Raw genomic sequence first — 25,641 nt, 5'->3', positions numbered from 1 at the left:
TCATTCCAAAAAAGATTGTAACTTTTTAACCAAGCGGTTACAATTAAAATAAATTTTCTGAATTTTTAAAAATGTGGTGATTATTATGCAGTTAATATCCTATTTTCATGTGCGTCGTTTTTTTATTACTTTGATTATCATTTGTATATTGAGCCCCCTACCTTCTGTGTTACGAGATAATGAACTATCTTATTGGAACAGCTTAATGAACATGGTAAATGATTTACGGAATATAAATCATATCTCTATCATGAAAGTAGATTGGACTACCGAAAACATTTTACTCACTACACAAACATCAAATGACAATACAACTACTTATGCAGAAAACAAGACACCTTTGGGAGTCTCTTTCATATGGTACTTATATATTCTATCTATGTTTCGATTTTTCCTCACAATTTTACTCGGTCTAGCAATTAGCCTCCTCATCGGGAAGTTGTTTTTACAACTATCAAAGACGAGGCAAAAGCATATCACAACGTTATTATGTTGGCTTCCTGATTCACTTACTACCGTTATTATACAATGCGTCATTATATTAATGTGTATATCATTGGCAACACATGTAAAACTTCCTTTTTTCTCTTCCTTCATCATTGTTATTAGTACATGTACTGTCCTTATCATTCAAGCAATGAAACAATGGCTCCCCTTTTTGTATAAAAAGGAGAAAGAACATATAAACAACTTCTTATTTTTATTAAGTACGCTATACACATATTCTCTTGCAAACCGTAATTTTCTATTTGCTTACATAACCATTTCCTTTTTTTATATGGAATGTATTTTTCACGTAGATGGTTTATTACAATTCATCGTTCAATACAGTGTAGCATCTCCTACATTCCTTGCAATAGGATTGTTATTTTTATATCTGTCTTATATGTTTTTCACAGTTCTGCAGACTATTATCACAACAAGTACTCACTATAAAAGTTTACAATCGGAAACAGAATCCACAAATAGTTGAGCAAGAAAGCTACTATTATCGATTCCCCTTTGACAAATATTTTCGTATGCATTTATCATAAAGATAGAGAATCTATTTATATAATAGAAGAAATTGAATAGTAAAAGGAGCTATATTGTGACAACTTTATTAACAATTTGTATTATCGCTTGCTTCCTCGTATCCTTTCTTGCTTTTATATTCCCGGTCATTCCTGGAATACTCGGTTTATGGGGAGGATTTCTAATTTATCACTTTGGAATTAACGATGGAGAATTAACAACCTTCTTTTGGATTATGCAAATTTTATTTACAGCATTAATCTTCATCGCTGATTTTATTGCGAACAGTTATTTCTTGAAAAAGTATGGCAGTACAAAATGGGGCGAACGGATTGGAATGGTCTCCATTATTATCGGATCCTTCTTCTTCCCTCCGTTCGGACTTATTATTATTCCATTCCTTTCTGTATTTGCTACAGAGCTTATGCAAAAGAAGAATGTAAAAGAAGCGTTTATGATTGGATTAGCCACTGTTATCGGCTTTTTAAGTAGTACAGTCGCAAAAGCAATTGTACAAATCATTATGATTATTATTTTTGTATGTTATATCATGTTTTAATTATAAAAAAACTTCCCTAATAACAGGGAAGTTTTTTATATGACATCTATACAATTATTTTTCTTCAGATTCAGAAGACTTATCGTCTTTTACTTCATCGTTTGTTTCTGTGTCCTCTTGTTGCATTGTATCCTCTTCTTTTTGCTCTTCCTCACCATTTCCACAACCTACCATAAACAAAGAGCTCGCAAGTCCAATAACAGCTAAAGATTTAAACCATTTATTCATTTGCTTATCCTCCTTTTTGATAGAATATGTACATGTTTATAATAGCTCTCTTTTTTTAAGTCAATATTAGAAATTTGTAAATTTAAAGTAAATTAATAACTAAAATATAAAAAGGTATGCGTCTCATTACTTACGCATACCTCTCATCATTTTGAATGTAATCTATTCGATATTCTTTTTTCACAGCGTATTTCCATACATGATATGCATAGTTGTTCATTTTCAAAAATCCCTTTTCTAAAAAAGAGCGAAACTCTGGGTTTGCGACTTCTACCGCGACTTGTGCATACACAAGAGCCAGTCGCTTCAAATATGAAATATAAGCAAAAGCGATTTCTATATCCCCATTTCTACATCTATCTGCTTTTGGAAATTCTGAAACAATATGATATTCAGAAACAACTTGTTGTATATTCTCGCCTTCTTGAAAATTCACTTGTTCATTATACGCTTGCAGTAAATACGGCAAATGTTCTTGAAATATTTCCTTTAATTGTTGTTCTTCTATTTCTTTCATATATTCACCAATCACATGAATAATCTCATAACTATAATTCATTAGTTCTTCCATACACTTCATAAATCCTCCTCCTTTCTTTATGTATATGTTTACAAATAGAAAGAAATAACGTTTGCAATTCTTGCTATAACCCAATCCCATTTACTAATGTTTACAAAATCTTGTGCGGAAAGCTTTATTGCTTTTTCAAAGTCTTCTTGTAGCTTCTCCTGCACATCACGTACAACTTGCTTATCATAAATAAAGCAATTTGATTCTGCATTTAAGTAAAAGCTCCGATTATCAAAATTGGTCGTCCCCGTTATCACAATATCATTATCAATGAGCATTACTTTTCCATGAAAGAAACCACCTTCATACCGATATATTTCCGCACCAAACTCAAGTAGTTGCTGTAAATACGGATAAGCTGCTTGCTTGAAAAGGAGGACATCACTTTTTTTGGGAATCAGAATTTTCACCTGTATTCCCTTTTGCACTGCAAATTGTATCCGGTTCATCATTTCTTTGCTTGGAATAAAATACGGAGTAGCAATTACAATCGACTGCTTCGCCTGTGCAAACAATTGATCATATTGCTCCCATAAACCAACCCCATCCGTAAATATGTATCGATAAGCAGATGCTCCTTTTTCTACAAAAATGTGATGTAAGGAGAGCTTTTCATTCGTATCTGCATACCAATCTTTCACAAATTGCTCCTCCATATCTTCTGCTCCATCACCTTCAATACGCATTTGATAATCACGCCACACACCAAGATGTGAATCTTTCCCTAAATATTCCTTCCCGATATTAAATCCGCCAATATAACATAGTTTCCCATCAATGACTGCAATGCGGCGATGATTACGATGATGTAATGTCTTGAAAAAGTTCTTTAACTGCGGTGTATTACTGAACGTAAATTGCACACCATGCTTCTTTAGTTCTTGAATAAATTTTTTCTTCACTTTATATCCGCCAAGGCGATCTATTGATAACTTTACCGTTACCCCTTCTAAGGCTTTCTCTTGTAACAACTGTAAAAACTGCCGACTTATCTCATCTTTCCTTACAATGTAAAAGTGAATATAAACAAATTGCTTTGCTTGTCTTATATCATGGAATAACTGCTCGTACAGTTCATGCCCATCTACATATAACTGAAAATTCCCATATCGCACTTGTGAGATTGTATATTCCCTCACCTGCATTCTCTCCACTTCTACATCTAATTTTATCTCGTTACTTATTGTCTTATCATCACTGAAGGCGAAAAACATCCCAATAATTAAAGTTTTACTTTATCATTATAGATTTCCCATTTTCAGCATGCGCATACAAAAATTCTCCACTCATGATATATACCCTTATCAAATGATGTCCGAGTTGCATAGTGTATTATGAAACTAGAAAAAGGAGGAAAAAGAAATGGGCTATGGGTTTGGATGTAACAATGGGTTTGCCTTACTTGTCGTATTATTTATCCTCTTAGTGATCGTTGGTGCTGCTTGTTTTTGCTAACTGATCATCAACTGTAGGCAAACGAAAAACTATAAAAGCGGGAGCCTCATGTGAGGCTCCCGCTTTTTATGTTGATCAAAACTGGCCTAAAAAGTAAAATTCCATTTAGAACAGCCCTCGTATATATTAAAAATAACGCTTCTTCCAAAAAATAAATGCTAATGTCGATGCTAACGTCGCACATATAATCATCACAATAAAAAATCCATGGGGATTTTCACCAAGAGGAATAGTAACGTTCATTCCAAAGAAACTTGAGACCATCGTTGGTAATGATAAAATAATTGTAATTGAAGTTAACAGTTTCATAACACTATTTAAGTTATTTGAAATAACCGAACTAAACGTATTCATCATACCACTTAAAATGTTACTATAGATTTCTGACATTTCAATAGCCTGCTTATTTTCAATTAACACATCTTCTAATAAATCTTGATCATCTTCATACATTTTTAAGAACGTATTATTGCGCATTAGTTTCTGAATTACAATTTTATTGGCTTTTAGAGATGTTGTAAAATACACTAAACTTTTCTCAAGAGCTAATAACGTAAAAATCTCTTTGTTTTTCATCGATTTATTCAGTTCTTGCTCAAGGTCTGTCGTTTTTCGATTAATCTGTTTTAAATAACGTAAATAGTAAGTAGAAATTGTATATAAAAGCTGCAGTGCAAAGCGTGTCTTTTTAAACGTATAAAACTCTTTAATACGCTGATTAATAAATCTTTCAAAAATCGGATTTTCTTCCAAGCAAATTGTAACAAAACAATCTGGTGTTACAATCATACCAATTGGAATCGTATCATATATCGAGTTTCCTTCTTCATCGTGCCTCACTGTTGGAATATCGACGATAATTAAGGCATTGTCATCTTCCTTTTCAATACGGGAACGTTCTTCATCATCAAGAGGGTCTTTAATAAAATCCAAATCTACATTTAACGTCTGCACAAGAAACTGGATTTCTTCCTCAGTTGGATGAAGTACATTAATCCAACAGCCTTTTGCAATCTCTTCGATTTCTTGTAGTTTTCCGTTTCGGTCTGTTAAATAAATATTTAACATACTATCACCCCGATTCTTTTTACATGTAAGAATTAATCTCGCTGTTATATAATGACTTTTTAATAAACCACCATTTTCAGCATAAAAAACAAATGTTAAGATTTCAATAGTAAATTATTTCGAAAACGCTTTTTTATATAAATTCCTTAAAACGAGAAAAAAAGACAGAATTCACCCTGTCTTTTCTAAGTAAGTGAAACACTACGAATTATAACCGTTCTATCGTACCTTATGTTGTTTTTATAACATATTTAGAAAGCATCCACAAGTTAAAGAAAACAGAAACAGTATAACCAACATATGTCGAAATAATAAAACTAATATAATCAAAGTATGGTAACAAGACAATATTTAAAACAATTTTTAAGATAAGACCGAGTAACAATCCAAAAACTGTTTTCCGCTGCTGATTAATCCCTTGAAGCATCGCTGCTGTCACTGCAAACAAAGAAAATAATATGCACGCTGGCGCATAGTACTGTAATATTGCGCTTCCAAGATCAGGATTATTTCCAGCTCCAAACAACAATATATAAACCGGTTTTGCCAGCAACATCATTCCAAGCGCTGCCGGAATTGTAATACATACAACAAGCAAATTCGTTCTCGTAAAATGTTTATATAATAAGGCGTGATTACGTGCAGTATATGCTTTGGTCATTTCAGGAACAAGGGACATACTAAAAGCAGTTGCAACAGACACCGGTATTAAGACAACCATCTGTACAAGTCCGATTACTGCATTGATTGTTTCTGCTTCCTTTTGTAAATATCCCATTCCAATTAGCAACTTATTAATCGTAAACGTATCCATTGTCTGATACAAAGGAACAGCAAGCCCAACAATCACAAATGGAATTGAGTATGTAAATAGCTCTTTATATAAAGAAAAAAAAGATTTCGTCGTTTGCGGTATACTCTGCTCTTCTTTTTTCTTCAAATGTTTTCTACGCTTTATATAATAGCCCGTAAGAATAGATAAGCCAGCTACCGCTCCAACAAATGCCCCAAACGTCGAAACACCAACCGCCAATGAAATAGGACCTTTGTATATATGAAGAACAACAAAACTTCCAATCAAAATCGTGATTACACGGAAAAACTGTTCGATAACAACACTAGAAGCAGAAGGCCCCATCGATTGAAACCCTTGAAAGAACCCCCTTAATAAACTCATACATGGTACAATTAATAAAGCAAAACTAACAATTTGAATATTGTGTGTAACAGCTGTAATACTATTTCCTGTAGAGTCACTACCATCAATAACTAGTTTTGCAAGTTGCGGTGCTAAAGAATATAATAAAAGAAACGAAAGCACTCCCATAAAAATCATAAAAATGAGACCGCTTTTTAAAACACGTTTTACCGTATGATAATCATTCAGTTCATTATATTTCGAAACCATTTTTGATACAGCTAACGGTAATCCCATTGTCGCAATGCTTAACATAATGGTATAAGGACGATAAGCATATGTATACAGTACATACCCGCTCGTCCCAACCATCGCGGTGAACGGGATGACATATAAAAAGCCAAGCATTTTTGAAATCATTGTTCCCATCGTTAAAAATAACGTTCCACGTAAAAACTGTGATCCTTTCATCCCGTACCTCCTCTATCCATTTTACTACACTATATAGACAACCTCTCTATTTTAGAACTGCTATAGAAAAAGCCAATGCCAAACATTGACTCTTGATAATTACTTTTTTTGCAGAAACTTTATTCCCATATATAATGAACCAAGTATGACCGCTCCAATTATAAAATAATGTGTATAGTCGGCCGCATACGCTTTAATATGTCGCCAATTCCCACCCAATTGTTCTCCTAAATAAATAAAAAAGATAGACCACGGAATAATTGCTAATACAGTATACACCGTAAAGCGAGTTAACGACATTTGAGCTAATCCGGCTGGTATCGAAATTGCATGGCGTACGACCGGTATAAACCGTGCGAAGAAAATAACACCTGTACCGTACTTATGAAACCACTCCTCCGCAACATCTAAATGCTTCTTTTGAACCAATAAATATTTACCGTACTTTTCAATAATTGGACGACCACCGTAATACCCGAGCCAATATAAAAATACTTGTGCCAATGTGCCACCTATCGTACCAGCAATGACCGCTTGCGTAAAATTGATTTCTCCTTGCATCACCAAATACCCTGCATAAGATAATACAATTTCGCTTGGAATTACCTCAATCATAAGCCCTAATGCAATCCCAAAATAACCTAAACTCGCAAAAAAATGCAGCAACTGCTCAACTATATTCGCTAACATCTGTCCTCCTTATCTCCTTTACTCATCTCTACACTTCCCTACCTTTTGTATACAAGCTATCATAATACTATGCCGAGGTAAGAGAAAACATGTATATAAAGGAGGAGTGACGAATGCAATATATCGTATTAAAGCACCTTCCTCAAGAAGAAAAACAACTCGAAAACTTAATCACCTTGCACAAAGAACTCTTTCATACAACTGCCGAATCAATTCTAAGAGGGATAAAGTGAAACTTCACTCAGTGGTGGTTTTCTCCATCCCCCACTGAGTGTTAGTTGAACCAATCGGGCTTTTACGGACTATTAATCTCCCACCTAGACTTCTTCGCTACCCTTAAGTTTTGAGGTGAGAGTCTTACAGCCCGTTAATGCGGGATAAAACAAAGATTCGATGTTATTGGTACTTACACAGATGAAAAAGGATAACCAAAAATTTCATTGAAAAAAAGGCTATAAAAAAAATAGAAACGAAGCATATGAGCTTCGTTTCTATTCCTTAATCAATAATTGGTATTTGTTTTGAATCATTCATGTATGTAAACATCTGTTCAATTTGCCACCTTGTATTTCTACTAAGGGACAGATCTGGAATATTCATCTTCCCAAAAAACTGCACATCATCTGTTTCAATCCCAACTTGCTTCTCTCCCCCAACAATCTCACAGCCAATGAAAATTTTGTAAACATGGGAGGTTGTTGGTGAGAAATCATGTTTTGATTTGTCAAAAATAGCTAGCAATCTAAAGTTGTCGACTTTATATCCGGCTTCTTCCCATACTTCTTTTGCCGCAACTTCTGTCGGTGCAAGTCCAATATCAGCCCATCCTCCTGGAAGCGCCCACTTCCCATCACTTTTTTCCTTAACAAATAACATTTCCTCATTTTGAAACATAACAGCACGAATATCTACTTTTGGTGTTTGATAGCCTGTTTCACTCGCAAATAAATGCTCAACAACTTCCCAGTCTGTTCTCGTATAGTGAGACATCATTTCAATCGAAATATTGCGCAATTGTTGAAAACGTTCAATATCATACACATCTTTTGAGTACGTTAATCCTGCTTGTGCGATTGCTTGTATTTGTTTCACCCATTCAATCCACTTCATCTTCTCACCATCCTTACGTAGAATACTTCTATTATATAATGAGAAAAAGAGACTGATTTGACATTCAATCTTCTTTTTCCCCTCTATTATTGAAGTTCTTTCAAATGGTTTTGTAGAAATCCACGTCTCTTTTTCACGTACTCCAAAATTACGGTTTGTTCCTCATCAAAAATATCAATTCTCTCTTTCAAGTATGGATCTTGTAATATATACGGCCGAATAACTGTATGCATGTTCTCTATTTTCCTCTTTATATATTCAACTGTAAATTGCTTGGATAAAATTTCTTCTATTATATTTCTATATTGTTTTCGAAATGCAGGAACATCTAGTAAACGTGCGCTCAACGTATTATAACCTTGAATTCGTACATAATCATGATCCATCGTTTTCCCTTGTACATCTCTTCCCCACGTCGCATCATAATCCCATGGAATAACCTCAAAAAGGTTCGTTTCTCCGTTTTGATAAAGTGCATAATTGTGTACAAATCCGTCAAAATTTTGCGTACATACTACTCCTGCTAACCAGCGCAAATATTTATCTACATCTACATATTTTACAATTTCTTTTTCATATTCTGCTCGTGAGATAATATTCAGATTATATATAAATTCACTTAAATATCTTTCACTTTGCTCATTTCCATACTTCAATTCATAGCCGACTGATAAATTCTTTTTCACATCATTTTTCAATTCACTTAGCAACGAAAAATTCGCATCATCATCTATTGCATAATAAATAGATCCATTCGGTAAATTACGACTTTGTAGAAAAAGATGATCTACAGATTCAAGTTGTAAGTACACACCTTGTATTTGATTGTTAATTTTTACAAACACATGCTGCGACTTTGGTGATAATGTTCCAATATCATGAAAAAAATCTAAAGACAACTTATTTCGAATAAGAGATGGATCATTAAATTCTGCATTTAAATGAATTTCTCGTACACCCTGAAATAATTTCGGTTTATAAAACATCACATGATAAGATTTCTTTTCAAACTCACGAATGTGCGAGCCACGATACACAATATCAATATCATATTTCTTATTCCCATAAGTGAGTTTAGCAGGAACAGGATCGTCACACCAAACATCGTTTCTAAGCTCTACTATATACATTGGGTGAATAAAGAAATCGTATGAAGGTATCATTTTTCCCTTCCTTTCCTCAATCCTCTACAACCAATGTATGACTTTCCCACTTCTCTTGATACATACACCACCTATTTTTTCAAAACTTCAACTCTTGTCCCAAGCACTACAAATCCCCTTATCATATCGTAGTAATGTAAAAGGAAAAACGCCTTTTTTTATTACAATATCAAAGGAGGATTTGTAAATGGAACACAACATTAGGCAAGCTGTGGAAGAACTAAAAGCAGCTGGAATCGAAGAGTTTTTACACGAATATCCAGTTTCTCATAAAGAAGACTCCAAAAAAAGCAAACGTCTTACTAAAAAACGCTCAAAGAAATATTATGATCGTGAGAAACGCTCCAGCAAACGTGAAAAACGTTCAAAAAAATATTATGATCGCGAAAAACGATCTAGCAAACGTGAAAAACGTTCAAAAAAATATTATGATCGTGAAAAACGATCTAGTAAACGTGAAGGACGTTCAAAAAAATATTATGATCGCGAAAAACGATCTAGCAAACGTGAAGAACATTCAAAAAAATATTATGATCGCGAAAAACAATCTGAAAAACGATTTGAGAAGCATTATGAAGACTCTCGTCCACGCAAAAAAAAAGAATTAGATAGTTCTGGTAAATACCATACAGGAAGCGTGAAGTGCTCTGACCATTTTAAAAAACATAGAGACTTAGAGAGCAAGCGTAATAAATGGGCTGAAGAATGTTTAAAATGGGCTGAAAAGCATCCAAGCTGGGCAAAAAAATATCCTGATTGGTCTAATCGTTCTTAATCACCTTTCATACGTATCTATTCATCTTACACAACTAAAACATCCCCCTTGGTTTCCACCAAAGGGGGATGTTTTACTTCTCATAAAGAACATTCTTTATTTCACCTAATAACGTGAAACTTCCATCAGCCCGTTAATGTGGGATAAAATGTGCATTTCTTTATCTTCCCTCCCTTTCATAAAATTCCATATGTAATTTTTCCTCTTTATAATACTGTAGTCGATCTTGCAATGTACCACAGTGAAATTCAAATTTATGCCCGTCAGGATCTGTAAAGTAAATGGATTCACAATCTCTAACATCTCTTTTTCTTCCACTTAAAATGTTTACTTCATTCTCTTGAAGTCGCTCTAACAACCTATGTAAATCTTCACACCTAACAGAGAAAGCAATATGCGTATAAGATTCGTGAATTTCATTTCGAGCGATATGTTCTTCTTCATTCAACGCAAGCCATATACCACACACATCAAAATAAGCGAGCTTTCTCCCTTTTACAAGCAATTTCCCTTCTAAAATTTCTTCATAAAAATGGATTGATTTTTCTAAGTTTGAAACAGAAAAACATAAATGATTAATCCCTTGTATCATGAATATCTCCTTTCTCCAAAACAAAAAGATGCGCAAACATTCACGCATCTTCATCGTACTATTTTTTCTCAATATACGCCCATTTGTAACTAAAGTCTCCACCAAATGTATGTTTTACCACATCTTTTACATATGGCTTTTCAAGGAGCGCTATGCTTTGTTGATATACAGGTGATATCGCTGCATCCTCTTCAATTAAAATACGTTCTGCTTCTAGCAATGCTTCCCAACGTGCTTTCTCATCTGATAGTAATTCACCTTTGGATTTCGCTACTAATTCATCGTATTTTGGATTTGAATATTGCATTTCATTAAATGCACTATCTGTAATAAACATATCAATGTATGTCATCGGATCTGGATAATCTGGGCTCCATGCAGATAAGGAGAATTCATATTGTAATGTTTTTTCTAATTCTAATTTCTGTTTAAACGGCTGCTGTTTAATATTTATTTTTAATCCAGGTAAGTTTTTCTCTAACTCAGATTTAATATATTCTCCAACCTTTTTCAAATTATCTTTGTCATAGTTCAACATTTCAACTGTAATTTCATCTTGCCCAAGCTCTTTCTTTGCTTCTTCCCATAACTTTTTCGCCTGATCTATATTATCTTTACCGTCACGGAAATTTTTGTTTCCATCACGGAAATCTTTCCCATCTGGTCCTTTTGCAAAGTCTTTCGGCACTAAATAATAAGCTGGTAATGAGCCATCATTTAAAATCGTATTCGCAATTCCTTTTTTGTCGTATGCTAAATCAATTGCTTTACGCACTTTTTCATTTGCAAACACTGGATTTTTCTGATTGAAGCGCATAAAGTACATACGCGGATCAATTTCAGATTTAAACTCTTCACTCTTACTATATTTATCTACAAACTCTGAACTTAAAATCACACGATCAACTTCATTACTTTCATATAAATTTACCCCTGTTGACGTTTCTTTTACAACACTTACATTGATTTCTTCAAGCTTCACAGCCTCTTTATCCCAGTAGTCAGGATTTTTCTTCAATTGATAGCTTTCTTCATGCTTCCATTCACTCATCGTAAACGGACCGTTATATAGTAAGTTCTCTGCTTCTAAAGCATAGTTTTCCCCTTGTTCTTTCACAAACTTCTCATTTAATGGATAGAAGGTTGGGAATGAAGTAAGCTCTAAAAAGTAAGGGGCAGGTTGTTCTAACTCAACTACAAGCGTTTTTTCATCTTCTGCCTTAATCCCTAATTGATCTAAAGGCAATTCCCCCTTATTTATTTTTTGTGCGTTTTTCACATCAAACAAAATAAAAGCATATTCAGCTGCTGTATTTGGGTCAACGGCACGTTGCCACGCATACACGAAATCATTAGCTGTTACCGGTTCACCATTTGACCACTTTGCATCACGTAAATGGAATGTATACGTTTTCTTATCTTCACTAATTTTCACTTCTTTTGCCATACCTGGCGTCGGTTTATTATCCTTATCTAAACGATATAGTCCTTCCATCGCATTGACAAAGACACGAAATGATACAGTATCTGTTGATTTTGATGTATCCATTGAAGGAATTTCTGCTGTTTCTAACAAGTTCAACACTTGCTTATCGTTCGCTGCTTTCTCTCCCTTTTCTTTCGTTGTTGTTTTTTCACCACCTGCACAACCTGCCATAAGTACACTTGTTGATAATGCAAGTGCCGTAATTACTGATACTTTCTTCTTCATACTTCTTTAGCCCCCTTTTTCTATGTAACCATTGTCCAAACATTTATGAATGTATTATACAAAACATTCTGATAATTTAAAATAGTCTATTAAAAAATAAAATAAAAAAGTGGACCTCCCCACTTTTTATTACTGTAGTACACCTTCATGCTTTAACAACCATTCTTTTCGCCACAATCCACCTTCATATCCAACTAGTTTTCCATTCTTTCCAATAATACGATGACACGGAACAATGATAGAAATTGGATTACGGCTATTGGCTCCCCCAATTGCACGAACTGCTTTTTCGTTTCCAATCTTTGTCGCAATATCAAGATACGAAGCGCTTGTCCCATATGGAACTGTACAAAGTGCATCCCACACCGTTGTTTGAAATTGTGTTCCTAAAGCTTGTAATGGCAATGAAAACGTCGTTCGTTTCTTATTAAAATATTCATCTAATTGTAGTAAACATTGCTGAACAATTTCATTTACGTTCTCTTCTTTCCGTTCTTCAACAAAAAATACAGATGTAACAGCTTCCTCATTAGCTGTTACTTCAATCCAGCCAAGTTCACTTTTATAATAGCCTCGGTACATTTCTAACTCCTCCAAACATATTTTCTTCACGTTTATATCACTTTACACTTTTTCTTTATATGAATTGTAACATGGCTAAGCATATTATTATGGAACAAAAATCGCAAATGATACAATAAGAAAAACAAAGAGGAGGGAAGATTATGAATTCTCACTTATTTTCACCTTACACCATTCAAAACGTCACTTTAAAAAATCGCATTGTAATGTCACCAATGTGTATGTATTCTTCTGAAGAGGACGGTAAAGTCACAAATTTTCATCTTATACATTATGCGTCAAGAGCTGCAGGTCAAGTCGGACTTATTATGCTAGAAGCAACTGCAGTTACACCAGAAGGACGCATTTCAAATAAAGACTTAGGGATTTGGAAAGATGAACATATCGCTGGGTTACAGCAAACGGTAAAACTTATACATGAATATGGTTCAAAAGCTGCCATTCAGCTCGCTCATGCCGGTAGAAAAGCCGTTTTACACACAGAACCAATTGCGCCTTCCCAAATCCCATTTGATCATTCTATGAAAACACCAATTGAAATGAGCACAGCACAAATTCACGAAACAATTGTAGCATTCCAAATAGGTGCTCTTCGTGCAAAACAAGCTGGCTTTGATATAATTGAACTGCACGGTGCACATGGCTATCTTATTAATGAGTTTTTATCTCCACTTACAAACAAACGAACTGATGAATATGGCGGAACAGCTGAAAATCGTTACCGCTTTTTACAAAATATTATTCATGCTGTAAAAGACGTTTGGGATGGCCCTTTATTCGTCCGCATTTCTGCTCATGATTACCACCCTGATGGTTTAACAAAAGAAGACTATGCTCTTTTTGCAAAGTGGATGAAAGAAGATGGCATACACCTTGTTGATTGCAGCTCTGGCGCAGTTGTACCAGCACATATTGATGCATATCCTGGCTATCAAGTACAATACGCAAAATATGTAAAAGAACATGCTCATATCCCTACAGGTGCTGTCGGGCTTATTACGAGCGGTATACAAGCAGAAGAAATTTTAACAAACGGCGACGCTGATTTAATTTTCATTGGTAGAGAACTGCTACGCAATCCATACTTCCCTAGAACAGCTGCGAATGAACTTGGATTTGAATTACAAGAACCTATTCAGTATAACCGCGCTCCTGGAAAAATCAAAAATGCTTCAAAATAAAAACGAGAGGTCTCTCCTTTCGTTTTTATTTTATCCCGCATTAACAGTCTGTAAAAGCCCGATTGGTCGGGCTAACACTCAGTAGAGATGAAGCCCTCCACTGAGTGAAGTTTCACTTTATATCCATCATTTCCGAAGATTCATATGTATGAACACCAGCTACATCTCGTAATGCTATTGTATACATTGCTTTTGCAACTTGCTCTACTGATATTGGTTTATATTTACTTAAAGATCCTTTAAACAGAAACGGCATCACTCCAAATAGTTTCTCGCCCATTCTTTCTCCAAATCGGAATTCTTCTCGTTCTCCAACTAAAAGGGACGGCCTAAAAATATGAATGCCTTCTATTGCTAATTTTTTAATTTCTTCTTCCATTCTCCCTTTCACCTGTGAATAAAAAAAGATGGACTTCGCATTTGCACCAATAGAAGAAATAACAAGAAAGTTTTGTACACCTTGCTCCTCAGCCATACATGCTGCACGTAACGTATACTCATAATCCACTTTCTTAAAGTTCTCTTTCGTTTTCGCCTTCTTAATTGTTGTTCCAAGACAATTAAATACATCATCTACAGCGAAGTACTCTTTGTACGTCTCTAATAGAGAAAAATCCACTTGCTTTTGCTTTAATTTTTCATGTTCAAATGATAGAGGTTTTCTAACCAAAATCGTAACTGAATCATAAGAATCTGATTGTAACAACAAGTCTGTCAGTTCTTGCCCAACTAAACCACTTGCACCAAGCACTAATGCTTTTCGTTTCTTCATTCTATTTATCCTCTTTATCTCATAATATCCCATTTTACCATAAGAAAAGCACGATGCAATATGCTCGCGCTTCCTTTATCCTCCTTCTCTCTCAGGAATATCTGTAATTATGCTCGAATCCCCCAAACTATGAATAAGCTCTTTTAAAAAAATAAGCACACATGATAATGGAAAAACAACTGCTAGTATGATCAGAATTGCTTCCCATATATACGCCACGCCCATCCCCCTTTACGTACCCTCACCCTAAAATATATGAACAAATTGTACATATATGCAAAAAATTAATAAGTAAAACTAAAATTTGTGACAATTTTATAACAAAATGTAAATCGTAATGATTATTATTTATTGCATCATCTTCAAAAATGTATTATACTAGGCTAGCAAACTAAAACGTAATTATTCCGTTTTGTAAAAAGAATCATATTTTATCTACATTTCGGGAAAAATATATTAGAGAAACAAGAAGGAGAAACACATGAAAAAAAGAGGGATTTTATTTTCGTTTGTACTTATTTTAACGTTAATTTTTACTGGATGTTCTAACAATGAAAAAACGACGAAAGAGCAAGATGGAAAGTTATCCGTTTACACAACCATTTTCCCATTAGCTGACTTTACACAAAAAATTGGCGGTGACTATGTAAATGTGGAAACAATTTATCCACCAGGTGCAGATTCTCATAATTATGAACCGAGTCAAAAACAAACAGTACAAGTGGCAAAAGCAGATTTATTTATATATAACGGCTTAGAATTAGAGCCTTTCGCTAAAAAAATGGAGAAAACATTAGAAAAAGAAAATGTAAAAATTGTTAATGCATCAGCAGATTTACAGCTTCCTACTTCTGAAGAACATCATGAAGATGAAGAAGGACATAATCACGAACATGACCACGGAGAAGACGGACATCATCATGATCAAGATCCACACGTTTGGTTAGACCCAACACTTGCAATGCAACAAGCAGAAAAGATTAAAGATGCACTTGTAGAATTACAACCAGAACATAAAGACGAATTCGAAAAAAACTTTGCTACGCTTCAAACAAAATTTACTGATTTAGATGAACAGTTTAAAGAAGTAAGTAACAATGCAAAGACAAAAGAAATTTTAGTTTCTCATGCTGCTTATGGATATTGGGAAGAACGCTACGGATTTAAACAAATTCCAATTGCAGGTATTTCTTCCTCTGAAGAACCATCTCAAAAGGAATTAGCTTCTATTTCAAAGACTGCAAAGGAGCATGGTTTACAATACATTTTATTTGAAACATTTTCAACTCCAAAAGTAGCAGAAGTGATTCAAAAAGAAACAGGAACCGAAATTTTACGATTACATCACCTTGCTACTGTTGCTGAAGACGATATAAAACAAAAGAAAGACTACTTCACATTGATGGAAGAAAACATCAATACATTAAAAAAAGCTACAAATTAAAAAAAGACTGCTGAATTTTTTCAGCAGTCTTTTTCTCTCTTCTATTTTTCAACATGAATGAATTGTTAGTAACAAAAATCTAGCTTTTAGCTTGACTTATATAGAATTGCAAGTAAAATTATCCATATTCCTACAAAACATATCCTGAGTTAGAAAGTGAGTTGGAACTATGAACCTTCACATTTGTGAAGTAACAGCGTCAAATTGGCGTTCAATCGCCGCATTACATGTAGCAAAAGACCAGGAACACTTCATTGAAAGTAACGCATTTTCATTAGCAGAATCATTATATGAAGGAAATGGAATATCAGTTGGTTTATATGATGAAGAAACGTTAGTTGGCTATGCGATGTACGGCTGGTACTGTGAGGAAAAAGAAAGTGTATGGCTCGATCGCTTTATGATTGACGAGAATTTTCAAGGAAAAGGTTATGCAAAACGATTCCTACAAGTGATGATTGATTACTTAAAGAAAAAATATGATTGTAAAACAATTTACTTAAGTCTTCACCCTGAAAACAAAGTTGCTGTACAATTATATCAATCCTTTGGTTTCCATCTAACCGATAAAATTGACGATAGCGGTCCAGTTGTTGGTGTCATTATGGAGTTACATATGCAATAACCATATACAAATAAGCCTGCGGATGCAGGCTTATTTTATACAATCAAGAAAGTGTGTTTCAAACCATTCTTTATTAATATCTTTTCCAATAAAAACAACTTCACTCATGCGCGTTTCTCCTTCGCTCCATGGGCGATCATAGGAAGCTGCAAATAATGTATGAACACCTTGAAATACAATACGTCTCTCTACATCTGCAACAGATAAAATACCTTTATAACGATATAAGTTTTCTCCTAATTCTTGTACAACCGCTGACATCCATCCATTTATCTTTTGTAAATCTAACGGACGCTCTGTGCGTAACACAAATGATTTTACCCCTTCTAAGTGATTCCCTTCTGTATGTGGATAAATCTCTAGACAATCGCGTGTTTTAAACGTTTGAATCTCAAGTAAAGAAGGAATATTTACTTCACAATTTAATGTTTCTATCATTTTTGCGGTTGGATTAATACTTTGCAGTTCAGCAAGTAAGCTATCTTTCTCTTCGTCTCCAATTAAATCTACTTTGTTCACCAACACAACATCAGCAAATGCGACTTGCTCTTTCGCTTCTAAACCTTTTTCAAAATGTTTCTGTATATGATAACTATCCACTACAGTAATGACGCCATTGATTTGATAAGCCGACTGAATCACGGGATCTAAAAAGAAAGTTTGAATAATTGGTCCAGGATTTGCCAAACCTGTTGTCTCAATAATAAGTCCTTCAAAATCATGCTTACCTTCTTGCTTTGCATCCAATAATTTTTTTAAAGCGACAAGTAAATCTTCACGTACTGTACAACATAGACAGCCGTTCGTCATCTCTAATATTTCTTCTTTCACATTCATAATTAATTGATTATCAATACCGATTTGTCCAATCTCATTTACAATCACGGCCAATTTTTCACCATGATTTTCAGACAAAATACGATTTAATAACGTTGTTTTCCCAGAACCAAGAAAACCCGTCACAATTGTTACTGGAATCATCATTACAGCTCCTTACAACTTGTATATTGCTACATTATATCATAATACAAACCTAATTCATTGTAAGCATACTTAATTCATTGTAAGCATACTTAATTCATTATATAATACAGCTGTATGAAAACCTTTTCATATATAATACACGTTCTCAAAAAGGGGATTTCAACATGGAACGAATTCAAATGGCGAGCGATTTACAATTTTCTCGAATTATACAAGGCTTTTGGCGTTTAGCAGATTGGAATATGTCCAATCAACAATTATTTACTTTTATTCAATCGTGCGTGGAGATGGGGATTACAACCTTTGATCATGCTGATATTTACGGAAATTATACGTGTGAATCATTATTTGGAGACGCATTGCGATTACAGCCTTCTTTACGTGATAATATCGAAATTGTTACAAAGTGCGGCATTGCACCTCCATCTACAAAATTTCCAGAGCGTTATGTCGCACATTATAATACAAGTACCAACCATATTATAAAAAGTGCTGAACAGTCTCTGAAAAATTTACATACAGATTATATCGATGTTCTGCTTATTCATCGTCCTGATCCGTTTATGAATCCAGCTGAGGTGGCAGAAGCATTCTCACGTTTAAAAAACGATGGAAAAGTACGTTATTTTGGTGTATCTAACTTTTTACCATCACAATTCAATATGTTAAGCTCTTATTTAGATTTCCCTTTACTTACGAATCAAATTGAAGTATCCGCTATGCAGCTCGAGCATTTTAAATATGGTACCATTGATTTGTGTCACGAAAAGCGGATTGCTCCAATGATTTGGTCACCGCTTGCTGGAGGAGAAATCTTTACGGGGAACAGCGAACGTGCTATCGGATTAAGAACGACGCTTCAAAAGATTGCAAATAATATGGGTACAGATCACATTGACTCTATTTTATACGCTTGGTTATTGGCACACCCTGCAAACATGATGCCAATCGTTGGTTCAAGTAAATTAGAGCGCATTCAAATTGCTGTTGAAGCAACAAAACTCAAACTAGACCGTGAGCAGTGGTTTACTATATTTGAAAGTTCGAATGGTCATCCAGTGCCGTAAGAATTATGAAAAAGCACAAACTCATTTTCTAAAGTTTGTGCTTTCTTGTTTTCGCAAATATACATGTATCTTTTAGTCTACTTCCATCTATACTAACGCCGTCACATTCTAAAATCCCTTCTAATTTAAAACCTAATTTTTCTGGAATTACACGACTTTTTATATTTTGAGAATCACAGCGAATTTCTATCCGGTTTGCTTTTAGCTCTGTAAAAGCAAAATTTGTAATACCTTCTACTGCTTCTGTCATATATCCTTTTCCACTAAAACGAGAATCAATCCAGTAACCAATTTCAAACTTTGGAACACTCCAATCAATACGATGTAATCCAGAAGAAGCAACAAATTCACCAGTATCTTTTAAGAAGACAAGAAATCGTAAGTCTTCGCGTTGCAAAAACTCATAATACGACTTCCTTATACTAATCTCTACTTCTTCTTCCGTTTGTTTTCGCTGTGCAAATGATAACCATGGCTTTAATTCATGAATAGATGCTTCAATTGCTTGAAAAACAAATTTTCCATCGCCGGGCTTTGGTATTCGAATAATAAGTCTTTCAGTAGAAAATTCGGAGGGGAAATCTAACAACAGTGGATTCATCATCTACACTTCCTTTTTTAAATATAATAATATAGAAGATGATCACTGTTGTAAATATTTTCTGAATAATCATGATAAAGTGAGACTTCAATCAGTGGGGTTTTTCTCCATCCCCCACTGATTGTTAGCCCGACCAATCGGGCTTTTACAGGCTATTAATCTCCCACCTAAACTTTTTCGCTTCTCTAAGTTTTGAGATGGGAGTCTTACAGCCCGTTAATGCGGGATAAATCATTTATTTCTGCCGCTACACGTATCCCTGATTCAATTGCCCCCTGTATCCACCCATGATATAGCGTTGTATGATCTCCAGCAAAAAATATTTTTCCCTCCGGCTTCTTAATATATGGTTGCAGCGCACTTTCTTGACCAGCCTGAAAAAGAGCAAAACCTCCTAATGCATACGGATCAAGCACCCAACTTTTCGATATACCAGAAATAAATTCATCATATACTTGCCCGCCAAGTATTGTCGCTAAATTTTGTAATGTATAATATATGCGCTCATTTTCAGGTAAACCATCCCATAACAGCGCATCATATGACCATGTGTAACTTCCAAGCATCATACCCGGGCCTTTTGAACCAATGTTATGACTTGGATAATATGCATAACGAATTGGTAAATCAGTAATAATCCTCCCTCCAAGCTGCCCTTGCTCCTCCCAAAAGCGACTTTTAAACTGTACACCAATCTTTGTAGCTGGCATATAATGCAACTCTCGAATCGCTTTCCATTTTTCATGTGAAACGGAATCATACGGATCAATTTCTACAAATCTCATTGTCGTAAATGGTATTGTTACAATAACCAAATCCCCTGTTATACTACTATATTCATAATTTTCTTCATTCCTGCAATAAGCAGTAACACCTGTTTCATGTTGCTGTAATTTCATAAGTTTTTGCCGATAGACAATATCTTCTTGTAGCTGTGGCAAAAACGAATATGGCAATGCATCATTTCCACCTTCAATTTCATAAAATCCTTGCGGTTGCTGAAGAATAGAAATAAACCTCAGCGTTTCCACAAATGCTCGTTCTAAAAAACCTTCTAAATCAAGTAACACGCCTATCATTTCAATTGCTGCAGGTGAAAAATACGTTTTATATTGATAGGGATACTCTTTAAAAAATTCAGCTGTGGAATACCTTCCAAAATCCCTCTCAACAATATCCCAATTTTTTTCGGGATTCATGTTAATAAAATCAATAATAGGCTGCACCGCAAGCAATAATAATTGTTCCGACGTCTTCCCTTCTTCATTCATTGTAACCGGATAGCGTAAAATACTCGGATTTTGTTCATATTGTCGTAAAGTTGTCTTTCTACCGTTAGCATATAAAATATCCGTTTCATTTCGATTAATAAATGTTTGCAATTTCAAACCAAACTTTTTAATATATGCAATCGTTAGCTCATGCGTATGTGGAATCCGCATCGCACCAACATCTAAATATAAACCTGTATCTTTCATTCTTACTGTTTCAATTCTTCCACCTATGCGGTGATTCGCTTCTAAAATCTTCACGTTATGCCCCGCTTCTTTTAATAATGAACCGGAAACTAAACCAGCCATACCTGCACCGATAATAATAATATTTTTACGATCGTTTGTTTTTGGTAATCCATTCTCAATAATTTGCAACATATCCTTTGTTGAAAAAGGGGAATTCATTCTCATGACAACACCCCGCCTCTTGTGTAAAAATACAAAAATAGCAAGCTACTGCATTATATTCCTTATAATCACACCACATAACTTCACATATCATTCATGAAAAGATCACGTTACTATGAAATTTTCTCCAAATCCCTTCGTATAATAAAGTAAAACTTCAATCAGCGGGGGTTTTCTCCATCCCCCACTGATTGTTAGTTGAACCAATCGGGCATTTACGGGCTGCTTATCTCCCACCTAAACTTCTTCACTTCCCTCAAGCTTTGAGGTGGGAGTCTTACAGCCCGTTAATGCGGGATCAAAAAGATAACATATGTGAGGAGAGGAATATTATGGGGAAACGCACTTACAACTATCATGAAACAAAAAAACAGTTAGAAAATAAAAAACAGCAGCTATGTAAAAAGTTGTTGAATACAACTTTAACAGAAACTGAACGCCTTCAAATCAAACGAGAAATTGATAACTACGAATATATTTTAACTTTAGTAGACATGAATCATTTTGAGCGAGGGATGCCTCAGTGACATTTCCTCAAAAAAAGAAGGAAGCGTATCCGCTTCCTTCTTTTCTACTATTCATACATGGCATTGTTATCCTATATTCTATTTGTTGTTTCTGGTTGACTCGATACTAAATAATGTTTTTCAGAAATATATAGCTTATGTTTTAAAGGTTTATTCAAGTATGGGGCTAATTTAGTTGAGGAAATCATGTAATTAGTTTCACCTTCAACAATTGGAAATCTTTCTTTTTCCGTCACATATTGATCAACGGCTTTTTGTACTTCATCAATCTCTTTCACTAACTCTAGATTTTCTTTCGTATCTTCAAATACCTCAAGTGTCTCTTTCGTTATAATGAACGAATTTGTAGGAAAAGCTGGTAAAAAGGGTTTCAACAAATCATAATTCACTGTATAATCATCATTCACTAATACGGTGTATACAATATTTTCGTTCATCTCAAGAAATTTCGCTATTCCGAGCTCTAATTCATCTTTCGTAACCATTCTCTCTTCTTTGCCCTTCTTAACAAAACGAAACACATGTCCCCCCCCTTTTTTTTCATTATACCACAACTCATAAGTACAACCATTAAAAAACGCCATTGAAATTATATGCAATGACGTTTTCTATATTTTATCTCACTATTTACAGGCTACAGACTCCTTCCTTCATACTTAAGAATAGCAAAGGAGTTTGAATAAGAGACGGAAAGCCCGTAAATAATCCAATCGTTCAATTTAACAATCAGTTTTGGATGGAGAAACCACACTGATTAAAGTTTTATTCTATTTTAAGAATGCACTTAACATCCAAACATGTTGTTCTAGCGTCGTGTGAATCGCAAGTAACATATCTGCTGATGTTTGATCATCAGATTCTTCTGCTACTTCCATGCCTTCTTTTAACTCTTGAATTATCGCAGAATAATCATTTATTAATGATTGTACCATCTCTTCTGCACTTTCCTTGCTCGTACCTTCTTGTACAGTTGATACTTCCAAGTACTCTTTCATTGTTGCTAACGGTTTGCCTTCAAGTGCTAAAATTCGCTCTGCCAATTCATCAATGTAAGTTGCTGCTTCACCGTAAAACTCTTCAAATTTTTCATGTAACGTAAAAAAGTGAGGTCCTGTAACATACCAATGATAGTTATGTAATTTTACATATAATACATTCCAATTGGCCACCTGTTTATTTAATACTCCAACAATATTTGCTTTCGTACTCATTCCAGTCCACTCCTTTTATTTTTCGAAATTATTTTTTATAATTCAATTGCATTCTAACATACTTAACTAGCTTGTCCAAATGATATATGTATATGTAACAAAGTTTTAACATCTTTCATATCCTTTCCATGTTCGTAAAAATCCATGTACAAACACCTTTCCTATGTCTAATCGTCCAAGCACCTTCATATGTATGTAATAGGTCAAGCTTATTACGTAAGAAAGAGGGATCGCATGGATAATCAGCAATGGCAATTAGCTAAGAAAATCGCCGCTACTTATATCGGAACTGTTGTCGGTGCTGGCTTCGCAACTGGACGAGAAATTGTAGAGTTTTTCACCATCCATGGTACATACGGAACAATCGGCATTTTAGTGAGCGGATTCTTTTTTATTTGGCTCGGAACAAAGATGATGATTCTCTCTTCAGAAATTAATGCCTTTTCTGCTCAAGAATTTAATAAATATTTATTTGGAGATGTATTTGGCAGCGTTGTAAATATCCTATTGTTACTTGTACTATTTGGAGTCACAAGCGTGATGCTTTCAGGAGCTGGTGCTGTATTTGAAGAACAGCTACGCCTCCCGAGACAACTCGGCATCTTTATTACAATCTTCGCTTGTATTGTCATAGGCAGCCGAGGCTTACAAGGTGTATTTGAAGTCAATTCTCTCGTCGTACCAATTATGATGATTTTCATTATTGGTATAGCTATTACAACATTTTGGCATGACCCATCATCTTTTACTATGAAAACTCCTTCCGAAAGCTGGAACATAAAATGGATTACAAGTCCTCTCACATACGTTGCACTTAATCTTTCACTCGCCCAAAGTGTTTTAGTTCCATTAGCAAGTGAGGCAAAGGACCGGAATGCCATTAAATGGGGAGGTATTTTAGGTGGGGCTGGCCTTTGTTTAATCTTACTTTGCGGCCATCTCGCCATTTTATCTGTAGAACAATTTTATCAATACAACATTCCAATGGCTGAAGTTGTACGCCGCTTCAACGCTACATTTCACTTCTTCTTTGTATTAATTATTTTTGGAGAAGTATTTACAACCCTTATTGGTAACATATTTGGTATGACAAAACAAATGCAATCCATTACTGGCTGGAAGAATCACTTTATTATTTATTTCATCTTACTTGTGAGCTATTGCTTTAGTTATGTCGGATACAGCGACTTCATTCATGTACTATACCCTACTATCGGCTGGATTGGATTAATTTTCTTACCAATTATCGCTTTTAAACAACAAAACAAAATATAAAGTAAAACTTTAATCAGCGGGGATTTTACGGGCTGTTGATTCCCCGCCTAAACTTCTCCGCACTCCTCAAGTTTTGATATGGAGTTTTACAGCCTACAAATAACGGGATAAAAAAACATCCGCACACAGCGGATGTTTTTTTAATCGCACTCATCACATGTCTCCCAATACAATCCCATTTCAATAGCTAAAAACGGCTTCATTTGTAATCTAATCATGCGACTTGGCATACGATCTAGCACAAATTGAATACTTATTTCATCATCTTCTATTATCAAATCAACTTTTTGAACTGCGATACGCTGCACTGTTACAATAGGATTCTCCTTATCGTACAGTGTTACTCGCATCTCATTATCTTCATTGAACCAAAGTTCAATACTTTTATTTGTAGTTGATAGCGTATCTACAATGGAATACGCTCCTTTTCTTTCTTCAATATAATATTTCCACCCACTTCTTCCATCTGTTTGAGGGGGTATTTGAAAGAACGATGTAATTGCTTCACACCACATACAATAACTCCTCTCTTACTCATCACAATACAATTATTCCATACAGTTATTTTACCATAAATACCTATTCAACTATATTCTCATGCATCGTACAAAAGTTGTATTCTCCTTTCGATTAGTGGTAATAAACATGGGAATACTATAAAGTGAAACTTCACTCAGTGGGGGTTTTCTTCATCCCCCACTGAGTGTTAGTTGAACCAATCGGGCATTTACGGGCTGTTTATCTCCCACCTAAACTTCTTCGCGTTTTCTCAAGTTTTGAGGTGGGAGCCTTATAGCCCGTTAATGCGGGATAAATACAACCATACCTTAAGGAGGATACTTAAATTGAAATCAGAATTTTCCAAATCCGTTCAAGAAGCCATCCAGCAATTTGAACATGTACATATTGAACAGAGTGGTGTCGATAGCTTACTTGTTCATCATAATGATAAAAATATGTTAACAAACATCGCAAAAACATTAGAAAATAAGCACTTCCACTCTACATTAAGAGAAAACGGAACAGCCTCCTTTATCGAGGTCATAAACAAATAGGTGAAACGTTAAGTAATAAGGGGCCTTTACTCCCCTGCTTGTTAGCCTGATCAGTCGAGATTTTACAAGTTTCTCATCTTCCTTAAACTT

General features: G+C 34.8%; 28 protein-coding genes and 1 pseudogene. 11 read left to right on the top strand and 18 right to left on the bottom strand.

Annotation, left to right across the window (positions count from 1 at the left end; all coding sequences use genetic code 11):
* Positions 1-205 precede the first annotated feature (205 nt).
* Together BAMA_RS08480 and BAMA_RS08475 are read left to right on the top strand one after the other, a co-directional pair.
* Positions 206-973 carry a hypothetical protein gene (locus tag BAMA_RS08480; protein ID WP_051758903.1) on the top strand — a complete coding sequence of 256 codons (768 nt, stop codon included), beginning with the start codon at positions 206-208 and terminating at the stop codon, positions 971-973.
* 117 nt (positions 974-1,090) lie between these two features.
* Positions 1,091-1,573 (top strand): DUF456 domain-containing protein, encoded by a 483-nt coding sequence (locus tag BAMA_RS08475; RefSeq protein ID WP_034638258.1) that lies wholly within the window; start codon positions 1,091-1,093, stop codon positions 1,571-1,573.
* 54 nt (positions 1,574-1,627) lie between these two features.
* On the opposite strand, the gene BAMA_RS24875 is transcribed toward BAMA_RS08475, so the two are convergent.
* The 3 genes from BAMA_RS24875 to cls form a co-directional block, all read right to left on the bottom strand.
* Positions 1,628-1,801 carry a hypothetical protein gene (locus tag BAMA_RS24875; RefSeq protein WP_200874669.1) on the bottom strand — a complete coding sequence of 58 codons (174 nt, stop codon included), beginning with the start codon at positions 1,799-1,801 and terminating at the stop codon, positions 1,628-1,630.
* Positions 1,802-1,931: 130 nt separating this feature from the next.
* Positions 1,932-2,381 carry a spore coat protein gene (locus tag BAMA_RS08470; protein ID WP_034638256.1) on the bottom strand — a complete coding sequence of 150 codons (450 nt, stop codon included), beginning with the start codon at positions 2,379-2,381 and terminating at the stop codon, positions 1,932-1,934.
* A 29-nt stretch (positions 2,382-2,410) separates the two neighbouring features.
* Complete coding sequence (gene cls / locus BAMA_RS08465) at positions 2,411-3,586, bottom strand: cardiolipin synthase (protein WP_051758902.1); 1,176 nt, start codon at positions 3,584-3,586, stop codon at positions 2,411-2,413.
* 151 nt (positions 3,587-3,737) lie between these two features.
* On the opposite strand from cls, the pseudogene BAMA_RS23915 reads away from it, so the two are divergent.
* Positions 3,738-3,827, top strand: a pseudogene (locus BAMA_RS23915) (YjcZ family sporulation protein); the annotation flags it as partial.
* A gap of 126 nt (positions 3,828-3,953) precedes the next feature.
* Here the strand turns inward: BAMA_RS23915 and BAMA_RS08460 are convergent.
* The 5 genes from BAMA_RS08460 to BAMA_RS08440 all read right to left on the bottom strand — a co-directional run bounded on the left by BAMA_RS08460 (position 3,954) and on the right by BAMA_RS08440 (position 9,467).
* Positions 3,954-4,895: a magnesium transporter CorA family protein gene (locus BAMA_RS08460; RefSeq protein ID WP_034638255.1), complete on the bottom strand. Its 942-nt coding sequence runs from the start codon at positions 4,893-4,895 to the stop codon at positions 3,954-3,956.
* A 229-nt stretch (positions 4,896-5,124) separates the two neighbouring features.
* On the bottom strand, positions 5,125-6,504 hold the full coding sequence (locus BAMA_RS08455; RefSeq protein ID WP_034638253.1) for a putative polysaccharide biosynthesis protein: 1,380 nt from the start codon (positions 6,502-6,504) through the stop codon (positions 5,125-5,127).
* A gap of 99 nt (positions 6,505-6,603) precedes the next feature.
* Positions 6,604-7,194, bottom strand: coding sequence for an undecaprenyl phosphate transporter UptA (gene uptA, locus BAMA_RS08450; RefSeq protein WP_034638251.1), 591 nt, complete (start codon positions 7,192-7,194; stop codon positions 6,604-6,606).
* A gap of 498 nt (positions 7,195-7,692) precedes the next feature.
* A complete protein-coding gene (locus BAMA_RS08445) occupies positions 7,693-8,304 on the bottom strand; it encodes an NUDIX hydrolase (RefSeq protein ID WP_034638248.1) in 612 nt (203 codons plus the stop codon).
* Between the two features lie 86 nt (positions 8,305-8,390).
* Positions 8,391-9,467, bottom strand: a complete 1,077-nt coding sequence (locus BAMA_RS08440; protein WP_034638247.1) for a CotH kinase family protein — start codon at positions 9,465-9,467, stop codon at positions 8,391-8,393.
* 187 nt (positions 9,468-9,654) lie between these two features.
* Between BAMA_RS08440 and BAMA_RS08435 the strand changes: the two genes are divergently transcribed.
* A complete protein-coding gene (locus BAMA_RS08435) occupies positions 9,655-10,242 on the top strand; it encodes a hypothetical protein (RefSeq protein ID WP_034638245.1) in 588 nt (195 codons plus the stop codon).
* 160 nt (positions 10,243-10,402) lie between these two features.
* Here BAMA_RS08435 and fosB read toward each other — a convergent pair whose 3' ends face one another.
* The 3 genes from fosB to BAMA_RS08420 all read right to left on the bottom strand — a co-directional run bounded on the left by fosB (position 10,403) and on the right by BAMA_RS08420 (position 13,127).
* Positions 10,403-10,834, bottom strand: coding sequence for a FosB/FosD family fosfomycin resistance bacillithiol transferase (gene fosB, locus BAMA_RS08430; protein ID WP_034638242.1), 432 nt, complete (start codon positions 10,832-10,834; stop codon positions 10,403-10,405).
* A gap of 58 nt (positions 10,835-10,892) precedes the next feature.
* Positions 10,893-12,545 carry a peptide ABC transporter substrate-binding protein gene (locus tag BAMA_RS08425; protein WP_034638239.1) on the bottom strand — a complete coding sequence of 551 codons (1,653 nt, stop codon included), beginning with the start codon at positions 12,543-12,545 and terminating at the stop codon, positions 10,893-10,895.
* 129 nt (positions 12,546-12,674) lie between these two features.
* Positions 12,675-13,127 (bottom strand): methylated-DNA--[protein]-cysteine S-methyltransferase, encoded by a 453-nt coding sequence (locus BAMA_RS08420; RefSeq protein WP_034638238.1) that lies wholly within the window; start codon positions 13,125-13,127, stop codon positions 12,675-12,677.
* Between the two features lie 143 nt (positions 13,128-13,270).
* On the opposite strand from BAMA_RS08420, the gene namA reads away from it, so the two are divergent.
* Positions 13,271-14,308 (top strand): NADPH dehydrogenase NamA, encoded by a 1,038-nt coding sequence (namA, locus tag BAMA_RS08415; protein WP_034638236.1) that lies wholly within the window; start codon positions 13,271-13,273, stop codon positions 14,306-14,308.
* Positions 14,309-14,420: 112 nt separating this feature from the next.
* Here namA and BAMA_RS08410 read toward each other — a convergent pair whose 3' ends face one another.
* Positions 14,421-15,080: an oxidoreductase gene (locus tag BAMA_RS08410; protein WP_034638235.1), complete on the bottom strand. Its 660-nt coding sequence runs from the start codon at positions 15,078-15,080 to the stop codon at positions 14,421-14,423.
* Positions 15,081-15,561: 481 nt separating this feature from the next.
* Here BAMA_RS08410 and BAMA_RS08405 point away from each other — a divergent pair, with 481 nt between their 5' ends.
* Together BAMA_RS08405 and BAMA_RS08400 are read left to right on the top strand one after the other, a co-directional pair.
* Positions 15,562-16,524: a metal ABC transporter substrate-binding protein gene (locus BAMA_RS08405; RefSeq protein ID WP_034638234.1), complete on the top strand. Its 963-nt coding sequence runs from the start codon at positions 15,562-15,564 to the stop codon at positions 16,522-16,524.
* Between the two features lie 169 nt (positions 16,525-16,693).
* Positions 16,694-17,149 carry a GNAT family N-acetyltransferase gene (locus tag BAMA_RS08400; protein WP_034638232.1) on the top strand — a complete coding sequence of 152 codons (456 nt, stop codon included), beginning with the start codon at positions 16,694-16,696 and terminating at the stop codon, positions 17,147-17,149.
* 30 nt (positions 17,150-17,179) lie between these two features.
* On the opposite strand, the gene BAMA_RS08395 is transcribed toward BAMA_RS08400, so the two are convergent.
* Positions 17,180-18,130, bottom strand: coding sequence for a CobW family GTP-binding protein (locus BAMA_RS08395; RefSeq protein WP_034638231.1), 951 nt, complete (start codon positions 18,128-18,130; stop codon positions 17,180-17,182).
* 167 nt (positions 18,131-18,297) lie between these two features.
* Between BAMA_RS08395 and BAMA_RS08390 the strand changes: the two genes are divergently transcribed.
* The gene (locus BAMA_RS08390; RefSeq protein WP_034638228.1) at positions 18,298-19,200 is read left to right on the top strand and encodes an aldo/keto reductase; all 903 of its coding nucleotides are present in this window, start codon (positions 18,298-18,300) and stop codon (positions 19,198-19,200) included.
* A gap of 28 nt (positions 19,201-19,228) precedes the next feature.
* Here the strand turns inward: BAMA_RS08390 and BAMA_RS08385 are convergent, their stop codons facing one another.
* Both BAMA_RS08385 and BAMA_RS08380 read right to left on the bottom strand, forming a co-directional pair.
* Positions 19,229-19,801: a GNAT family N-acetyltransferase gene (locus tag BAMA_RS08385; RefSeq protein WP_034638227.1), complete on the bottom strand. Its 573-nt coding sequence runs from the start codon at positions 19,799-19,801 to the stop codon at positions 19,229-19,231.
* Positions 19,802-20,007: 206 nt separating this feature from the next.
* Positions 20,008-21,486, bottom strand: a complete 1,479-nt coding sequence (locus tag BAMA_RS08380) for a flavin monoamine oxidase family protein (protein ID WP_034638226.1) — start codon at positions 21,484-21,486, stop codon at positions 20,008-20,010.
* A 329-nt stretch (positions 21,487-21,815) separates the two neighbouring features.
* On the opposite strand from BAMA_RS08380, the gene BAMA_RS08375 reads away from it, so the two are divergent.
* Positions 21,816-22,010 carry a DUF3896 family protein gene (locus BAMA_RS08375; protein ID WP_034638225.1) on the top strand — a complete coding sequence of 65 codons (195 nt, stop codon included), beginning with the start codon at positions 21,816-21,818 and terminating at the stop codon, positions 22,008-22,010.
* Positions 22,011-22,081: 71 nt separating this feature from the next.
* Here BAMA_RS08375 and BAMA_RS08370 read toward each other — a convergent pair whose 3' ends face one another.
* Both BAMA_RS08370 and BAMA_RS08365 read right to left on the bottom strand, forming a co-directional pair.
* Positions 22,082-22,531, bottom strand: a complete 450-nt coding sequence (locus BAMA_RS08370; RefSeq protein WP_034638224.1) for a DUF3939 domain-containing protein — start codon at positions 22,529-22,531, stop codon at positions 22,082-22,084.
* 246 nt (positions 22,532-22,777) lie between these two features.
* The gene (locus BAMA_RS08365) at positions 22,778-23,221 is read right to left on the bottom strand and encodes a Dps family protein (protein WP_034638223.1); all 444 of its coding nucleotides are present in this window, start codon (positions 23,219-23,221) and stop codon (positions 22,778-22,780) included.
* 234 nt (positions 23,222-23,455) lie between these two features.
* Between BAMA_RS08365 and BAMA_RS08360 the strand changes: the two genes are divergently transcribed.
* A complete protein-coding gene (locus tag BAMA_RS08360; RefSeq protein WP_034638222.1) occupies positions 23,456-24,496 on the top strand; it encodes a YkvI family membrane protein in 1,041 nt (346 codons plus the stop codon).
* 140 nt (positions 24,497-24,636) lie between these two features.
* Here the strand turns inward: BAMA_RS08360 and BAMA_RS08355 are convergent, their stop codons facing one another.
* On the bottom strand, positions 24,637-25,011 hold the full coding sequence (locus tag BAMA_RS08355) for a DUF3979 family protein (RefSeq protein WP_034638221.1): 375 nt from the start codon (positions 25,009-25,011) through the stop codon (positions 24,637-24,639).
* A gap of 330 nt (positions 25,012-25,341) precedes the next feature.
* Between BAMA_RS08355 and BAMA_RS08350 the strand changes: the two genes are divergently transcribed.
* Positions 25,342-25,551, top strand: coding sequence for a hypothetical protein (locus tag BAMA_RS08350; RefSeq protein WP_034638220.1), 210 nt, complete (start codon positions 25,342-25,344; stop codon positions 25,549-25,551).
* Positions 25,552-25,641 lie beyond the last annotated feature (90 nt).

The sequence above is a fragment of the Bacillus manliponensis genome (genome assembly GCF_000712595.1).
Classification (GTDB): domain Bacteria; phylum Bacillota; class Bacilli; order Bacillales; family Bacillaceae_G; genus Bacillus_A; species Bacillus_A manliponensis.
Note: the sequence above shows the minus strand (reverse complement) of the source record. Positions and strands in the feature narration are given on the sequence as shown.

Bases quoted from the DNA above. Each gene is read 5' to 3' on its own strand.
- BAMA_RS24875 (WP_200874669.1), bottom strand. From the start codon at position 1,801: ATGAATAAATGGTTTAAATCTTTAGCTGTTATTGGACTTGCGAGCTCT.
- BAMA_RS08390 (WP_034638228.1), top strand. From the start codon at position 18,298: ATGGAACGAATTCAAATGGCGAGCGATTTACAATTTTCTCGAATTATA.
- BAMA_RS08360 (WP_034638222.1), top strand. From the start codon at position 23,456: ATGGATAATCAGCAATGGCAATTAGCTAAGAAAATCGCCGCTACTTAT.
- uptA (WP_034638251.1), bottom strand. From the start codon at position 7,194: ATGTTAGCGAATATAGTTGAGCAGTTGCTGCATTTTTTTGCGAGTTTA.
- BAMA_RS08455 (WP_034638253.1), bottom strand. From the start codon at position 6,504: ATGAAAGGATCACAGTTTTTACGTGGAACGTTATTTTTAACGATGGGA.
- BAMA_RS08395 (WP_034638231.1), bottom strand. From the start codon at position 18,130: ATGATTCCAGTAACAATTGTGACGGGTTTTCTTGGTTCTGGGAAAACA.
- BAMA_RS08420 (WP_034638238.1), bottom strand. From the start codon at position 13,127: ATGTACCGAGGCTATTATAAAAGTGAACTTGGCTGGATTGAAGTAACA.
- BAMA_RS08410 (WP_034638235.1), bottom strand. From the start codon at position 15,080: ATGAAGAAACGAAAAGCATTAGTGCTTGGTGCAAGTGGTTTAGTTGGG.
- BAMA_RS08375 (WP_034638225.1), top strand. From the start codon at position 21,816: ATGGGGAAACGCACTTACAACTATCATGAAACAAAAAAACAGTTAGAA.
- BAMA_RS08355 (WP_034638221.1), bottom strand. From the start codon at position 25,011: ATGTGGTGTGAAGCAATTACATCGTTCTTTCAAATACCCCCTCAAACA.
- BAMA_RS08385 (WP_034638227.1), bottom strand. From the start codon at position 19,801: ATGAATCCACTGTTGTTAGATTTCCCCTCCGAATTTTCTACTGAAAGA.
- namA (WP_034638236.1), top strand. From the start codon at position 13,271: ATGAATTCTCACTTATTTTCACCTTACACCATTCAAAACGTCACTTTA.
- BAMA_RS08470 (WP_034638256.1), bottom strand. From the start codon at position 2,381: ATGAAGTGTATGGAAGAACTAATGAATTATAGTTATGAGATTATTCAT.
- BAMA_RS08365 (WP_034638223.1), bottom strand. From the start codon at position 23,221: ATGAGTACGAAAGCAAATATTGTTGGAGTATTAAATAAACAGGTGGCC.
- fosB (WP_034638242.1), bottom strand. From the start codon at position 10,834: ATGATACAAGGGATTAATCATTTATGTTTTTCTGTTTCAAACTTAGAA.
- BAMA_RS08445 (WP_034638248.1), bottom strand. From the start codon at position 8,304: ATGAAGTGGATTGAATGGGTGAAACAAATACAAGCAATCGCACAAGCA.
- BAMA_RS08480 (WP_051758903.1), top strand. From the start codon at position 206: ATGAACATGGTAAATGATTTACGGAATATAAATCATATCTCTATCATG.
- BAMA_RS08425 (WP_034638239.1), bottom strand. From the start codon at position 12,545: ATGAAGAAGAAAGTATCAGTAATTACGGCACTTGCATTATCAACAAGT.
- BAMA_RS08405 (WP_034638234.1), top strand. From the start codon at position 15,562: ATGAAAAAAAGAGGGATTTTATTTTCGTTTGTACTTATTTTAACGTTA.
- BAMA_RS08460 (WP_034638255.1), bottom strand. From the start codon at position 4,895: ATGTTAAATATTTATTTAACAGACCGAAACGGAAAACTACAAGAAATC.
- cls (WP_051758902.1), bottom strand. From the start codon at position 3,586: ATGTTTTTCGCCTTCAGTGATGATAAGACAATAAGTAACGAGATAAAA.
- BAMA_RS08435 (WP_034638245.1), top strand. From the start codon at position 9,655: ATGGAACACAACATTAGGCAAGCTGTGGAAGAACTAAAAGCAGCTGGA.
- BAMA_RS08380 (WP_034638226.1), bottom strand. From the start codon at position 21,486: ATGAGAATGAATTCCCCTTTTTCAACAAAGGATATGTTGCAAATTATT.
- BAMA_RS08400 (WP_034638232.1), top strand. From the start codon at position 16,694: ATGAACCTTCACATTTGTGAAGTAACAGCGTCAAATTGGCGTTCAATC.
- BAMA_RS08440 (WP_034638247.1), bottom strand. From the start codon at position 9,467: ATGATACCTTCATACGATTTCTTTATTCACCCAATGTATATAGTAGAG.